We start from the raw sequence: 14,840 nt of genomic DNA, 5'->3' as shown, positions 1-14,840 counted from the left end.
CCGCCAGTAGCTTACTTTCGGTAGGTCCAGCGACGCGCGTGGAACCGCACCGGAGCGAGGTGGAGTGAACGGACCGTTCGTCCAACCGGGCCGGACGAACGGTCCGTTCACCGGGGCACCCGGAGATCGCCGAGACGCCGCGCCGCCCCGCGGGATGCGAAGTGAACGGACCGTCTGACCAAGCGGATGGGACGAACGGTCCGTTCACCCGAGACGTCCGGTGATCGAGTGGCCCCGCTGGATGCGGAGTGAACGGACCGTCTGACCAAGCGGATGGGACGAACGGTCCGTTCACCCGGGATCCGGTGCGCGGGAAGCCGTCGGTGCCAGGAGCGGCGAGGGCATCGAGTGAACGGCCCGTTCGTCCAAGCGGATGGGACGAACAGGCCGTTCACCCGCGGTCATGGCGAGGCCGGCCTCGGGCGGAGGAGCGACGAGGAGCGCGCAGCGAACGGCCCGTTCGTCCAACCGGACCGGACGAACGGTCCGTTCACCACGGGCTCAGAGCGCGGCCAGCTCGGCGCGCTCCCCGTCGTGCTCGTCGAGGACCCGCTCGGCCAGCGCGCGCATCTGCGCGGCGGAACCTTCCTGCATCTCGGCCTGGGCGAGCTGCTCGGAGCAGCCGTAGAGCTCGGAGACCGCCTGCTTGAACGGGGCGGTGAACTCGGTGCCGCGCGCCGTGCGCAACCGCTCCACCAGGTCGGGGTGCGGGAGCCCGGACTGCTCGTCGTCCTCGGTGACGAGGTCTTCGGGGGCGCTGCCGGACGGGGCGCCTTCGACGGCGGTGAGCCAAGCGGTCAGCTCGTCGGCCTCGGCCTGCCGCTCCGGTGCGATGCGCTCGGCGAACCGGGCGGCCCGCGGGTCACCGGACTCGCGGGCCAGCGAACTGATCTCCAGCAGCAGCTGGTGGTGGGCGAGCAACCGGCGGGCGAACTCCTGGTCGGTGCCGGTGTGCGAGGCGTCCTCGGGTTCCTCGACGCCGGGATCCTCGTCGTCCGACACCTCGTCCCCGTCGGTCGCGTCGTCCTCGACGGGCGGCGGCGCGTCGGGCGCGGGCGGCGGGGGAGCGGGCTGTTCCGCGGGGCCGCAGCCGGTGAGCACGAGTCCGCAGGTCAGCGCGGCCCCGGCGAGCACCCGCAGCCGGGCTCGCGGCGCGGACGGCCCCGGCCGGTCGCGCGGCCGCGACCTGGGGGAACGATCGAACGAGGTTCGCTGCACGTCCGCCCTCTCCCGAGCTGGTGATCGTCTCCGGCCGGTCGGCGGCCGGGCTGTCGGGCTCCAGGCTAACGATCGGGGAGCCCCCTGCCGCCAGGGTGCGCCGGCGTCGTGGCCGACGCGCGGTGTCGCCTGCCTCTCACCGCAGGTGACCTTGCGCGAAGCGATGACTAGGGTGGCTACGGCCCGGCCGCACGAGCACGCGGCGGCCGGACTACTATCCGCAGACGGCAGCGATCGTGCCGGGCGCAGGCCACCTGATTCCTGGGCGCGTCGCAGCCGACGCGCCGACCCGACCGGGTCGGGCGGTCCCGCCAGCGGGTCCGCGCAATCACGAGGAACAGTGCAGGAGGCACCGTGACGGCCGTCGCGCCACAGCCGATAGCCACGCGCCCCTATCCGGCGCGCCAAACGGTCAAGGGGTCGTTCCTGGCGCGGATGTTCCGCACCACCGACCACAAGCAGATCGGCATCCTCTACCTCGTCACCTCGATCGCGTTCTTCATCGTGGGCGGGTTGATGGCGATGCTGATCCGCGGGGAGCTGGCCGTTCCCGGGATGCAGTTCCTGTCCCAGGAGCAGTACAACCAGCTGTTCACGATGCACGGCACGATCATGCTGCTGCTGTACGCGACGCCGATCCTGTTCGGCTTCGCGAACTACATCCTGCCGCTGCAGATCGGCTCGCCGGACGTCGCGTTCCCGCGGCTGAACGCGTTCGGCTACTGGCTCTACCTGTTCGGTGGGCTGGTCGTCGTCAGCGGGTTCCTGCTGCCGGGCGGTGCCGCGGACTTCGGCTGGTTCGCCTACACCCCGCTCTCGGACGCCCTGCACTCGCCGGGCCACGGCGCGGACTTCTGGGTCGCCGGGCTGGCCGTCTCCGGTCTGGGCACCATCCTCGGTGCGGTCAACATGATCACCACCGTGGTCTGCTTGCGCGCACCGGGCATGACGATGTGGCGGATGCCCATCTTCACCTGGAACATCCTGGTCACCAGCGTGCTGATCCTGATGGCGTTCCCGATCCTGACCGCGGCCCTGATGGGTCTGCTGGCGGACCGGCAGCTGGGCGCGCACGTGTTCGACCCCGCCAACGGCGGCGTCATCCTGTGGCAGCACCTGTTCTGGTTCTTCGGGCACCCGGAGGTCTACATCGTGGCGCTGCCGTTCTTCGGCATCGTCTCGGAGATCTTCCCGGTGTTCAGCCGCAAGCCGCTGTTCGGCTACACCGGCCTGGTGTACGCGACGCTGGGCATCGCGGCGCTGTCGGTCGTGGTGTGGGCGCACCACATGTACGCGACCGGCGCGGTGCTGCTGCCGTTCTTCTCGTTCACCACGTTCCTCATCGCCATCCCGACCGGCATGAAGTTCTTCAACTGGATCGGCACCATGTGGCGCGGCCAGCTGACCTTCGAAACGCCGATGATCTTCAGCGTCGGGTTCCTGGTGACGTTCCTGTTCGGCGGTCTGACCGGCGTGCTGCTGGCCGCCCCGCCGATCGACTTCCACGTCTCGGACACGTACTTCGTGGTGGCGCACTTCCACTACGTGCTCTACGGCACCATCGTGTTCGCGACCTTCGCCGGGATCTACTTCTGGTTCCCGAAGATGACCGGCCGGATGATGGACGAGCGCCTCGGCAAGCTGCACTTCTGGCTGACGTTCATCGGCTTCCACACCACGTTCCTGGTGCAGCACTGGCTGGGCAACGAGGGCATGGTCCGGCGGTACGCGGACTACCTGGAATCCGACGGCTTCACCGCGCTGAACACGCTGTCCACCGTGGGCGCGTTCATCCTCGGCGCCTCGATGCTGCCGTTCCTGTGGAACGTGTTCAAGAGCTACCGGTACGGCGAGATCGTCGACGTCGACGACCCGTGGGGCTACGGCAACTCCCTGGAGTGGGCCACGTCCTGCCCGCCGCCGCGGCACAACTTCACCGAGCTGCCCCGGATCCGGTCCGAGCGCCCGGCGTTCGAGCTGCACTACCCGCACGTCGCGGAGCGGATGCGCCTCGAAGCGCACGTCGGCCTCACCGGCAAGCCGCTGGCGCACGCCGCGCCCTCGGAGAAGGCCGCCCAGGCCGTCACGCCGCCCGAGCAGGGCGGGGACCGCGACGCCAGGGAGAAGTGACCGCACCCACCGGCGGCACCGCGGGAGCGCAACGTGACGTGCGCGCTACCGCCGCACCGCACCGCTGTGCCAAGGTGAGTCGGCTCTGAAGTACGAGCCCCGGCAGACCCCAGGTCTGCCGGGGTTTCTCGTGTTCCCGACCGGAAAGGAGTGCCGGCAGCCGTGAGCACGCCGAAACCCACCACCGTGCTGATCACCGTGACCGGGCAGGACAAGCCGGGGGTCACCTCCGTGCTGTTCGCCGCCCTCACCGCGCACGGGGTGGACATCGTCGACGTCGAACAGGTCGTCATCCACGACCGGCTGGTGCTCGGCGTGCTGGTCTCCACCGACGGCGACGCCGAACACCTCCAGGAAGCCGTCGAGCAGGCCATGGCCACCGTCGGCATGGCCGTGGACGTGCTGATCGGCGCGCCCGACGGCGACCCGGCGAAGCGGGCCGCCACGCACGTCGTCGTCGTGCTCGGGCACCCGGTGTCCGCCCGCAGCTTCACCGAGGTCGCGCGCCGACTCGCCGCGATGAACGTCAACATCGACTCCATCCGCCGCGTCGCCGACTACCCGGTCACCGGGCTCGAACTGCAGGTCACCGCCCCCGACTCCAGCGACGAGATGGGGGCGCTGCTCACCTCCGAGATGGGCGACCTGTCCGCCGGGCTCGGCGTGGACGTGGCCGTCGAGCGCGCCGGGCTGACCCGGCGGGCCAAGCGGCTCGTCGTGTTCGACGTGGACTCCACGCTCATCCAGGGCGAGGTCATCGAGATGCTCGCCGCCAAGGCCGGCTGCGAAGAAGCGGTCCGCGAGGTCACCGAGCGCGCCATGCGCGGCGAACTGGACTTCGCCGAGTCGCTGCGGGAGCGCGTCGCCGTGCTCGAAGGGCTGCCCGCCACCGTGCTCGACGAGGTCGCCGCCGACCTCGAACTCACCCCCGGCGCGCGCACCACCGTGCGCACCCTGCGCAGGCTCGGGTTCCACACCGGCGTTGTCTCCGGCGGGTTCACCCAGATCATCGACCACCTCGTCGCCGAGCTCGGGCTGGACTTCAGCGCCGCCAACGAGCTGGAGGTCGTCGACGGCAAGCTCACCGGCCGCGTCATCGGCGAGATCGTCGACCGGCCCGGCAAGGCCCGTGCGCTGCGCCGGTTCGCCGCCGAGTTCGGCGTGCCGTCCGGGCAGTGCGTCGCCGTCGGCGACGGCGCCAACGACATCGACATGCTCTCCGCCGCCGGGCTCGGCGTCGCGTTCAACGCGAAACCCGCGCTGCGCGAGGTGGCCGACACCGCGCTGTCCCACCCGTTCCTCGACGCGATCCTGTTCGTGCTCGGCGTGACCCGCGCCGAAGTGGAACTCGCCGACGCCGAGGACGGCGTGCTGCGGCGCGTTCCGCTCGAAGCGTGACCCGGAACCCCGTCCGCGCCGCGGTCGTTGACGAGTGGAGATCACGAGTCGAACGGAGATGACCGACGTGGACGAGGTGTCCTTGCGCATCGAGGCGGCCCCGGAGAAGGTCTGGGACCTGCTCGCCGACATCACCCGGATGCCGGAGTGGAGTCCGGACCTGTGGCGCTGCAGCTGGCGCGGGAAGGTGCGGGAACCCGTCGCCGGGGCCAGGTTCATCGGCTTCAACAAGACCGGCTTCCCGACGCCGAACGTCATCGAGAGCGCCGAACGCGGCCGCGAGTTCTCCTTCCGCACCACCGCGCACGACACCGTGTGGCGCTACCTGCTCACCCCGGACGGGGACGGCACTGTGGTGACCGAGCAGCGCGACACCTCGAAGAGCAAGAAGTTCGTGGTGAACACGCTCAACCGGCTCGCCGGGGGCGAGGAGAAGCTCGCCGCCTCGTTCCGGGGCGGGATGGAGAAGACGCTGCAGCGGCTCAAGGCCACCGCGGAGGCGTGAGCCCGGAGCCGGCGGGCCGTTCGCCTCGCACGAACGGTCCGCCCGCGCCGCCGGACGCCGCGGAATGAGAGATCCGTCGCCACCGCCGCGGTCCGGGAGCAGGGGACAATCAGGGTGTGCCCGACGTGCTCGACCCCCTGCTCACCCGCTACGCCTCCTGGCTGGCGATGCCCACCGAAGCGACCGCGGACACCTCCGACGAGGACCCGGACGAGGTCGTGCTGATGCCGATGGTGCTGCGCATCGAACGCGGCACCCCGCCCGGCCGCACCGCGCTGCTGGAGGCGGCGGCCTCCGCCGCGCTCGCGGTGTGCCTGGACGAGCGGGCCGAGCCCGGCGGGGAGTGGCACGAGCAGCTGCACCGCTGGACCTCCGGCCGCATCCGCAAGGTGTCCCGGCGGGCCCGGGGCGCGCACTGGGCCGCCGTGCAGGACCTCCCCGGCCGCACCGTCGAGGTGGACGGCGCCGAGGTGCGGGCGTTCCTGCCCTCGCGCGTCGCCGACATGCCGAAGGAGCTCACCCGGCTGCAGATCTCCGGCAGCGAACTCGACGCCGACGAACCGGGCCCGCCGCGCCCGGACGCGCCGGTGCTGTGGCTGAACCCGCACGTGCCGATGAGCGCGGGCAAGTCCGCCGCGCAGGTCGGGCACGCCACCATGTTCCTCGCCGCGCTGCTGAACGGCGAAGGCCGCGCCGACGAGGTGGCACGCTGGTCGGCGGCCGGCCTGCCCTGCTCGGTGCGGACCGCGGACCCGGCGACCTGGGCGCGGCTGCTGCCCGGTGACGACGCGGAGAAGGCGTGGCGCCGCGACGGCGTGGCCGCGGTCCGCGACGCCGGGTTCACCGAGGTCGACCCGGGCACCGTGACCGTCCTCGGGCAGTGGCGCTGACGGTTCCCGCGGCGCGGGTCCGCGCCGAACGTAGTCCGCGCGCTCGACCTTCGGGATTCCCCTGCGCCGCAACGGTTCCGCTCCTGGTCCTTGGGTGCTCGACCGAACGCTTGCTAGGGTCGATGCCCCACCAGGCTCCTTCCACGCGACGACGCGGGAGAGGGGAAGTCCGTTGCGCCACGGCATCGTGCTGTTCACCAGCGATCGCGGGATCACCCCGGGCCAGGCCGCGCAGGCGGCCGAGCAGGCCGGGTTCGACACCTTCTACGTCCCCGAGCACACCCACATCCCGATCAAGCGCACCGCCGCGCACCCCGGCACCGGCGGCGCCGACCTGCCCGACGACCGCTACCTGCGCACCCTGGACCCGTGGGTGAGCCTGAGCTCGGCCGCCGCGCTCACCACCCGGATCGAGCTGGCCACGGCGGTGGCGCTGCCCGTCGAATCCGACCCCATCGCGCTCGCCAAGACGATCGCCTCGCTCGACCTGCTCTCCGGCGGCCGGGTCGTGCTGGGAGCCGGGTTCGGCTGGAACACCGACGAGCTCGCCGACCACCAGGTGCCCGCGCACCGGCGCCGGACCGCGCTGCGCGAGCACCTGGAGGCGATGCGCGCGCTGTGGACCGAGGAGGAGGCCGAGTACTCCGGCGAGTTCGTGCGCTTCGGGCCGTCGTGGGCCTACCCGAAACCGTCCCGCATCCCGGTGCTGATCGGGGCGGGCGCCGGGCCGAAGACCTTCGCGTGGATCGCCGCGCACGCCGACGGCTGGATCACCACCCCCGCCGACACCGACGTGCCCGGCGGTGCGGACCGGTTGCGGACGGCCTGGGCCGAGGCGGGCCGGGCGGGCGCACCGGAGATCCGCGTGCTGGCCACCCGGAAGCCCACGCCGGACCTGCTCGCGGAATGGGCCGACTGCGGTGTCGCGGAAGCGATCTGGGGCCTGCCCGACGCGCCCGCCGACGACGTGCGGAGCTACTTGGCGCGGCACGCCGAACGGCTCGGCATCGGGCGGTCCTGAGCCGTTCGAGCAGCGCCCCGGCGCTTCGGTGAGGGTTCTCCCGTCGAACGCCGAGCGACGCGCCCGCGGACGCGCCGGAGGCGCTTCACTCGGTGCCCGGCGGTGGACACCTGCGGAGACCGGCGCGAGGGGGCGGGTGGACCGCCCGCCGGCCGCGTCGACCGCCCCAGGGGGCGACCGGGGCCGTGGAGCCCGCGGGGCGGGCCCCGCGACCACCGAGGGGAGTGCGGCGAAGCGCTGGGCCGGAATCACCCGGTCCAGCGCTTCGCGTCGCCCGATCAGCGGCCGTGCCGCCGGAACTCACGCCGCCGAACTCCGGGTTGTCGCCGAACATCCGCTCGTCGCCGGACTCCCGGTCGCCGCCGATTTCCCGGTTGTCACCGATGTGCCGGTCGTCGCCGGGCTCCCGGTTGTCGCCGAACATCCGCTCGTCGCCGGGCTCCCGCTTGTCGCCGGGCTCCCGGTTGTCGCCGAACATCCGCTCGTCGCCGAACTCCCGATCGCCGCCGATTTCCCGGTTGTCGCCGACCATCCGGTCGCCGCCCGAACGCCCGATGGCCGCCCGAACGCCGCCGACGTCGCGAACGCCGCACCCGGCTCGTGGCAGCAGCCGAGGGCCTGCCCGTTCCTCGTGCCCTTGGCGGAAATCGCGCGCCGAGGGGTTCCCCGGTCCGCCGCCGCGCCTCGCCTCGTTCCCGATCACCTCGTCCGTAGCGTCCGGGGCGAACGTTCGAAACGACCCGAAAGGAACCCCGCATGCGCAAGACGCTGACCACCCTGGCCCTGTGCACCGCCGCCTTCTCCGCGCTCGGCCGGGTACCGCGCTCGCCGAAGAAGTGGTGATCGGGCACTACGACACCTCCGCCGAGTGCTCCGACGTGCTCATGCAGCACGCCGCCGACGGTGACCCGGGCCCGCTGATGTGCGCGCCGACCACCGACGATCCGGAAGGTCCGACCGACCTCGTGCGCGGCTGAGAACCGGCGCCGGAACAGCCCGGCCTCGCGTCTCCGCACGAATTCCCCCGTCCACGCGGCGGGGGAATTCGTCGGTCAGCGGGCCGGCTCGTCGTCCCCGACCCCGCGCGCGGCGAGGGCTTCGCCCAACTCGTCGGAGTGGCGCAGCGTGCGGACCAGGAACGGGACGGCGAACGCGCTCGGCGACCGGTCCGCGTTCCGGGCCCGCTGCGCCTCCCGCGTCTCCGCCGCGATGATCGACAGCGCGGCGACGGCCTGCAAGGTCAACCCCACCAGCAAGCCCACCCGCTCCGGGCGGACCCCGACGCGCCGCAGCGGCGACAACCCGCGCTCCACCGCCGACACCAGGTCGTCGACCCGGGTGGTCAACGTGAACAGGTTCGCCGCCGCGATCGCCGCCAGCAGCCGCAACGTCACCACGCCCGCCTGCTGCGCCCCCAGCGTCCACCACTGCAGCAGGAAGATCACCGCCAGCAGCGGCAGCAGCAGCCGGGACACCTGCCAGCAGCGCCGCGGCGGGATCCGCGCCACCGTGTAGCCCAGCAGCACCCCGGCCACCACCGCGCCCAGCGCCACCGGCGAACCCAGCAGGAAGATCAGCACCGCGAACGCCAGCAGCAGCACGAACTTGACCCCGGCCGGAGTCCGGTGCAGCGCGCTCGACCCCGGCTCGTACAGCCCGATCGGGCTCATCCGGCCAGCTCCCGGTAGTGCGCCAGCGCCGCCGCCGGGGCGTCGTCCGCGGCCACCCGGCCCTCGTCGATCACCACCACCCGGTCGAAGCCGTCCAGCAGGTGCAGGTCGTGCGTCACCAGCACCACCTGCTGCGGCAGCTGCTGCAGCAGCTCCACGAAGTGCCGCTTGTTGCGCAGGTCCAGCAGCGTCGTCGGCTCGTCGCACACCAGCACGTCGGGCTCCAGCACCAGCATCGAGCACAGCGCCAGCAGCTGCTTCTGCCCACCGGAGAGCTGGTGCGCCGGGTGCTCCGCGTAGCCGTCGAGGCCGTGCCGGGCCAGCACCTCCGCCGCCCGCCGCTCCCGCTCCGCCTTCGGGACGCCGTGCCTGCGCAGCGAGAACGCGACGTCCTCCCCGGCCGTCGGCATCACGATCTGGCTGTCCGGGTTGGTGAACACGAACCCGACCCGGCGGCGCACCGCCCGGCCCTCCCGCGCCGGATCCAACCCGTCCACCAGCACCCGCCCGCGCGTCGGCGACACCAGCCCGTTGATCATGCGGGCGAGGGTGGACTTGCCGGACCCGTTCGCCCCCACGAACGCGACCCGCTTCTCCGGCAGCCGGAGGTCCACGCCGTCCAGCACCGCGTGCTCGCCGTAGGCGTGCCCGACGCCCTCGAACTCGATCACTCCACGCGCTCCCACACCGTCGCCACGCCCAGCCCGCCACCGGAGGACAGGGCCGCCACCCCGGTGCGCGGTCCGTCCTCGCGCACCATGCGGCTGAACAATCGCACCACCAGGACCGCGCCGGACGCGCCCCAGGGGTGCCCGAGCGCGATGGCGCCGCCGTCCGGGGACACCGCGCGCTCGTCGATCCCGGCCGCATCGGTGCAGGCCAGCACCTGACCGGCGAACGCCTCGGTGAACTCGACCAGCTCCGGAGCGGGCCGGTCGCGCAGCACGTGCCGCAACGCGGGCACCGCGCCCAGGCCCAACCGGTTCGGATCGACCCCGCAGGTGCGCTCGGCCACCAGCCGCAGCCCCGGCACCCCGAGCCGCCGGCGCTCCCGCTCGCTGGTGACCAGCACGGCCGCGGCGCCGTCGCTGATCCCGCACGAGTTCGCCGCCGTCGCGGTGCCGTCCGCCGTGAACGCCGGGCGGAACCGGGCCAGCCGCTCCGGGGTGAAACCGCGCCGCGGCCGCTCGTCCCGCAGCCCGCTGACATCGACCAGCTCCGCGTCGAACCGGCCCGCGTCCTGCGCGGCGACCGCGCGCGCGTGGCTGCGCGCCGCGAACTCGTCCTGCCGCCGCCGCGACACGCCCGCCTCCGCCGCCACCAGGTCCGCGGCCGGACCCATGTCCGGATCGCCGAGGTCGGCGGGCGCGAACGGGGCGCGCGAGTAGAACCGCGGCGGCTCCCCCGCCGACCGGGGCCGGTGCGCCCGCCACGGCGCCGTCGACGCGCTCTCCACCCCACCGGCCAGGTAGCGCTCCCCGGCGCCGCCGCGCACCAGCGCCGCCGCCGCCACGATCGCGCTCAACCCGCTCGCGCACTGCCGATCCACCGACATGCCCGGCACCTCCAGGCCGAGCCCGGCGCGCAACGCCGCCACCCGCGCCGGATTACCGCCCGGGCCCAGCACGTTGCCCAGCAGCACGTCGTCCACCGAATCCAAGCCCGAATCCCGCAGCACCGCCGCCAGCACCGGGGCGGCCAGCCGATCCACCTCCCAGTGCTTCAACGCGCCGCCGACCTCGCCGACGGGGCTGCGGCGGGCGGCGATCACCACCGGTTCGCGATCGCTCACGCGGGCACCTCCGCGTCGAGCGCACCGTCCCGCAGCAGCCGCGCCACCTCGGCCCGCGCCGGTTTCCCCGCCGGAGTGCGGGGCAGCTCGGGCAGCACCAGCCACCGCCGCGGGCGCTTCGCCGGCTCCAGGCGCCGGGTCGCGTCCCGCAGCCGCGCCCGCGTCGGCGGTGATCCCGGATCGACCTCCAGCACCGCGGTCACCAGCGCGCCCAGCCGCCGATGCGGCGTCCCCGCCACCACCACGTCCAGCACCCCGCCGACCGCGCGCAGCACCGCCTCCACCTCTTCCGCGGCGACCAGGTGCCCGCCCGTGCCGATCACCGACCCGGCGCGGCCCAGCACCGTCACCGTGCCGTCCTCGTGGCGCACCGCCCGATCACCCACCCCGCGCCAGCCGGGCGCGGCGGGCACGAGGACACCGCCGCGCAGGTGGCCGTCGCAGACCAGCTCGGACCGCGCCCACAACGCACCCGGCACCTCCGGCGGGAGGGACGCGCCGGACTCGTCGCGCACGTCCACCTCCACCACCGGGCGCAGCCGCGGCTCACCGCGTCGCACCGCCACCAGCGACAGCTCCGCCGCCCCGTAGTACTCCAGCAGCTCGCACTCCGGCAGCACCCGGTGCAGCCGGGCCTCCAGCTCCGCGCCCACCGCCGCACCACCGCACACCACCAGCCGCAGCCGGGGGCGCGGTTCCGGCTCGCGCTCCCACACCGACAGCAGCGCCGCCAGCATCGCGGGCACCACGTGCACCACCGTCGCGTCCCGGCACGCCGCGGCCGCCGCCCTCGCCGACCAGCGGCGCAGCAACCGCAGCGACGCGCCCCCGTGCAGCGCGTGCACGGCGCCGAACAGGAACAGCGAGGAGCTCAACGGGCCCGGCACCAGCACCGCGTCGTCCGGGCCGAGCGGCACGTCCAGCGCCCGGAAGCTCTCCGACCAGGAACGCCGCGACCGCACCAGCACCTTCGGCGCCCCGCTGCTGCCCGACGTCGTCGGCAGGTAGAACCAGGTGCGCTCGTCACCCCGCCGCGCGACCGGATCGCCCGGCTCCGGCGCGCCCGAGACCACGACCTCCGGGGCCGCGTCCGCCAGCACCTCGTCCCGCCGCGACCAGTCCGGATCCACCACCAGCGCCGCCGCGCCCGCCAGCTCGGCCCCCAGCAGCCAGCACAACCGGTGCACCGGATCCGGTTCGTCCACCGCGACCCGCCGCACGCCCGCCAGCGCCCGTGCCGCACCGTGCGCGCGACGCCGCAGCTCCGCGCCGTCCGAGGCGACGTCGTCGCAGGTCACCCGCGAGATCAGTGCCGGGAGCATTCAGCGCCGCGCCCCGGCGAACGACGACGGCAGCGCCCGGTGCACCGCCGCCGCCACCAGCGACACCAGCACCAGCTTCACCGCGTCGCCCGGCACGAACACCAGCGACTGCACGGCCGCCGCACCCAGATCACCCGTGAACGCCGCCCAGTACGGGATGCCGATCAAATAGTCCGCGGCGATGCCCGCCAGGTTCGCGGCCAGCAGCAGCGGCAACCCGGGCCGCGGCAGTCCGCGCTGCACGATCAGCCCCACCACGACCGCCGAGAGCAACCAGCCGATCACGAACCCGCCGCTCGGGCCCGCGAACGGGGCGATGCCGCCCCGCCCACCCGACAGCAGCGGCAGCCCGATCGCCACCAGCGCCAGGAACAGCAGCACCGAGGCGCCCGCCCGGCGCGCCCCCAGGATGCTGCCCGCCAGCAGCGGCCCCATGTTCTGCAGCACCACCGGCACCGCCGCGCCCGCCAGGTACAGGCCGGGGAACAACCCGAGCACGGCGATGAACGCCGCGAACACCACGGTCCTGGCCAGGTCCGCGGCCGGTTCGGTGCGCTGCGCGGGCACGACGCCTCCTCATGGGGATCAGGGGATCGGCGTCAACGTACCCGCAGGCGGGGCCGGGGCGGAAAGACCTGCGCCACATCGTGGACACCCGGCGACCCGTGTCCGAGCTCAACCCGCCGCCGCGTTCAGCCGCGTCAGCGCACCCCGCACCACCTGCGGATCGTGCGTCGTCCAGAACGGCGGCAGCGAAGCCCGCAGGAACCCGCCGTAGCGGGCGGTGGCCAGCCGCGGGTCGAGCACCGCGATGACCCCCCGGTCGTGCGAGGACCGCAGCAGCCGCCCAGCACCCTGCGCCAGCAGCAGCGCCGCGTGCGTGCCCGCCACGGTCAGGAAACCGTTGCCGCCGTGCGCGGAGACCGCCTTCTGCCGCGCCGAGGCCAACGGGTCGTCCGGTCTGGGGAACGGGATCCGGTCCATCACCACGAGCTGCAGCGAATCCCCGGGCACGTCCACCCCCTGCCACAGCGACAAGGTTCCGAACAGGGACGTCGCCGGGTCGGCGGCGAACTTGGCGACGAGCTGCGCCGTGTTGTCCTCGCCCTGGCACAGCACCGGCGTGCCGAGCCGCCCCCGCAGTTCCTCGGACGCCTGCCGCGCGGCCCGCATCGAGGAGAACAACCCGAGGGTGCGGCCCCCGGCGGCCTCGACGAGTTCGGTGAGCTCGTCGAGGTATTCCGGCGGCAACCCGTCCCGCCCGGGCTGGGGCAGGTGCCGGGCGACGTAGAGGATTCCGCTGCGCTGGTGCTCGAACGGCGAGCCGACGTCCAGCCCCGTCCACTTCGGGCCACCGGAGTCGGACGGCACCTCCTTGCCGCTGGCCATGCCCGCGGCGGGGGAGGCCGTGCGCTCGGGCGGCAGCCCCCACTGCCGGGCGAGGGTGTCGAAGGACCCGCCGAGCGCCAGCGTCGCCGAGGTGAGCACCGTCGTGCGCTGCCCGAACAGCCGTTCCCGCAGCAGCCCGCCGACGCCGAGCGGCGCGACCTTCACCGCGGGCGCCCGGTTCGGTTCGGCGGCGACCCACACCACGTCGCGGCGCTGCCCCTCCGGCTCGTCGAAGGCGTCGAGCAGCCGCACCGCGTTGTCGTGCACCTCCTCGGTGACGGCGAGCGCGAGCTTGCGGGCGCTGCTGCCGTCCGGGTCCTCCTTGCGCTCCGGCCCGAGCGCGGTGGTGCAGGCGGCCGCGGCGTCGCGCAACGCGGTGAGCGCACCGCCGAGCGCTTCGGGCATCTCCTCCAGCCGCTGCGGCCGGGCGTCGGCGAGGACGATCTCCAGCCCTTCGGCGGCCTCGTCGAGCCGGTCGGCGACGCCCTGGTCGATGGCACGCCCGCAGCGCCGCGCGGCGAGCTTCGCCTGGTTCGCCGACAGCTCGCCGGTCGCGGCGGAGGTGACCCGGTCGACGAGGTCGTGCGCCTCGTCGACCACGACGACGTCGTGCTCTGGCAGCACCGGCCGGTCGTCGAGGGCGTCGATGGCCAGCAGGGCGTGGTTGGTGACGACGACGTCGGCGCGCCCCGCCTCACCGCGGGCCCGTTCGGCGAAGCAGTCGGTGCCGATGGGGCAGCGGTGCACGCCGAGGCATTCCTTCGCGGTCACCGACAGCTGCCGCCACGCCTGGTCGGTGACGCCGGGCACCAGCTCGTCGCGGTCCCCGGTCTCGGTCTCGGTGGCCCATTCGCGGACCCGTTTGACCTGGCGTTCCAGCGCGGAGGCGGCGAACGGGTCGAACAGCGCGCCCTCCTCCGGTTCGGCTGGGGCGCCGCCCTCGACCCGGTTCAGGCACAGGTAGTTGCGGCGGCCCTTCAAGATCGCGAAGGTCGGCGGCCTGCCGAGCGCGTCGGCGAGCGCCTTCGACAGCCGGGGCAGGTCGCGGTCGACGAGCTGGCGCTGCAGGGCGATCGTGGCCGTCGAGATCACCACGGTGGTGGCCGCGGCGACGGCGTGCCGGATCGCGGGCACCAGGTAGGCCAGCGACTTCCCGGTGCCGGTGCCGGCCTGCACGGCGAGGTGCTCGCCGGAGGCGATGGAGTGCTCGACGGCCGCCGCCATCCGCGACTGGCCCTCGCGTTCGGAGCCGCCGACGGAGCTCACCGCCAGGCCCAGCAGCGTCGCCAGGTCCGGGATCCGCTCCGGTGGTTTCGCCGTGATCGGTTCGTCCCGGCGCTGCTTGCGGCGTTCGGGCGGCCCCTGCGACGCCAGGTCGGCGGCGATCTCGGGTGGGAGCTCGTCATCGTCGTCGAGCGCGAACACGTCCGGATCGGACCACTGCGGAACAGAACCTGGCACGCCCGGCAACGCTACCGGCCACCTCCGACGCCCCGAGCGGGTGC

At 73.7% G+C, this 14,840-nt stretch carries 14 protein-coding genes; 6 read left to right on the top strand and 8 right to left on the bottom strand.

Going from position 1 to position 14,840, the window contains the following annotated elements:
- Positions 1-501: 501 nt before the first annotated feature.
- Positions 502-1,218: a DUF305 domain-containing protein gene (locus tag H1226_RS23500; RefSeq protein WP_258342664.1), complete on the bottom strand. Its 717-nt coding sequence runs from the start codon at positions 1,216-1,218 to the stop codon at positions 502-504.
- A gap of 354 nt (positions 1,219-1,572) precedes the next feature.
- Here H1226_RS23500 and ctaD point away from each other — a divergent pair, with 354 nt between their 5' ends.
- The 5 genes from ctaD to H1226_RS23475 all read left to right on the top strand — a co-directional run bounded on the left by ctaD (position 1,573) and on the right by H1226_RS23475 (position 7,162).
- Positions 1,573-3,348 (top strand): aa3-type cytochrome oxidase subunit I, encoded by a 1,776-nt coding sequence (ctaD, locus tag H1226_RS23495; RefSeq protein WP_224959013.1) that lies wholly within the window; start codon positions 1,573-1,575, stop codon positions 3,346-3,348.
- A gap of 162 nt (positions 3,349-3,510) precedes the next feature.
- A complete protein-coding gene (gene serB, locus H1226_RS23490) occupies positions 3,511-4,746 on the top strand; it encodes a phosphoserine phosphatase SerB (RefSeq protein ID WP_224959014.1) in 1,236 nt (411 codons plus the stop codon).
- A 58-nt stretch (positions 4,747-4,804) separates the two neighbouring features.
- The gene (locus H1226_RS23485; RefSeq protein WP_224959016.1) at positions 4,805-5,251 is read left to right on the top strand and encodes an SRPBCC family protein; all 447 of its coding nucleotides are present in this window, start codon (positions 4,805-4,807) and stop codon (positions 5,249-5,251) included.
- A 116-nt stretch (positions 5,252-5,367) separates the two neighbouring features.
- Entirely contained in the window at positions 5,368-6,141 is a 774-nt protein-coding gene (locus tag H1226_RS23480; protein WP_258342661.1) for a peptidyl-tRNA hydrolase, read from the top strand.
- Positions 6,142-6,313: 172 nt separating this feature from the next.
- Complete coding sequence (locus H1226_RS23475; protein ID WP_224959018.1) at positions 6,314-7,162, top strand: TIGR03619 family F420-dependent LLM class oxidoreductase; 849 nt, start codon at positions 6,314-6,316, stop codon at positions 7,160-7,162.
- A gap of 85 nt (positions 7,163-7,247) precedes the next feature.
- Here the strand turns inward: H1226_RS23475 and H1226_RS23470 are convergent, their stop codons facing one another.
- Complete coding sequence (locus H1226_RS23470) at positions 7,248-7,694, bottom strand: hypothetical protein (RefSeq protein ID WP_258342658.1); 447 nt, start codon at positions 7,692-7,694, stop codon at positions 7,248-7,250.
- Positions 7,695-7,947: 253 nt separating this feature from the next.
- Between H1226_RS23470 and H1226_RS23465 the strand changes: the two genes are divergently transcribed.
- Positions 7,948-8,139, top strand: a complete 192-nt coding sequence (locus H1226_RS23465; protein WP_258342656.1) for a hypothetical protein — start codon at positions 7,948-7,950, stop codon at positions 8,137-8,139.
- Between the two features lie 75 nt (positions 8,140-8,214).
- On the opposite strand, the gene H1226_RS23460 is transcribed toward H1226_RS23465, so the two are convergent.
- The 6 genes from H1226_RS23460 to H1226_RS23435 all read right to left on the bottom strand — a co-directional run bounded on the left by H1226_RS23460 (position 8,215) and on the right by H1226_RS23435 (position 14,796).
- Positions 8,215-8,832, bottom strand: coding sequence for an energy-coupling factor transporter transmembrane component T family protein (locus tag H1226_RS23460; protein ID WP_258342653.1), 618 nt, complete (start codon positions 8,830-8,832; stop codon positions 8,215-8,217).
- Complete coding sequence (locus H1226_RS23455) at positions 8,829-9,503, bottom strand: energy-coupling factor ABC transporter ATP-binding protein (protein ID WP_224959022.1); 675 nt, start codon at positions 9,501-9,503, stop codon at positions 8,829-8,831. The genes H1226_RS23460 and H1226_RS23455 overlap by 4 nt, the downstream gene beginning before the upstream one ends.
- Positions 9,500-10,624 (bottom strand): thiolase family protein, encoded by a 1,125-nt coding sequence (locus H1226_RS23450; RefSeq protein ID WP_224959023.1) that lies wholly within the window; start codon positions 10,622-10,624, stop codon positions 9,500-9,502. The genes H1226_RS23455 and H1226_RS23450 overlap by 4 nt, the downstream gene beginning before the upstream one ends.
- Positions 10,621-11,946 (bottom strand): AMP-binding protein, encoded by a 1,326-nt coding sequence (locus H1226_RS23445; RefSeq protein ID WP_258342649.1) that lies wholly within the window; start codon positions 11,944-11,946, stop codon positions 10,621-10,623. The genes H1226_RS23450 and H1226_RS23445 overlap by 4 nt, the downstream gene beginning before the upstream one ends.
- Complete coding sequence (locus H1226_RS23440; protein ID WP_258342647.1) at positions 11,947-12,513, bottom strand: biotin transporter BioY; 567 nt, start codon at positions 12,511-12,513, stop codon at positions 11,947-11,949.
- A 108-nt stretch (positions 12,514-12,621) separates the two neighbouring features.
- Positions 12,622-14,796, bottom strand: a complete 2,175-nt coding sequence (locus H1226_RS23435; protein WP_407074027.1) for an ATP-dependent DNA helicase — start codon at positions 14,794-14,796, stop codon at positions 12,622-12,624.
- Positions 14,797-14,840: the final 44 nt, after the last annotated feature.

Origin of the sequence: Saccharopolyspora gregorii, assembly GCF_024734405.1 — a bacterium.
In the GTDB taxonomy this organism is placed as follows: domain Bacteria; phylum Actinomycetota; class Actinomycetes; order Mycobacteriales; family Pseudonocardiaceae; genus Saccharopolyspora_C; species Saccharopolyspora_C gregorii.
This window is presented reverse-complemented; position numbering and strand designations above follow the sequence as displayed.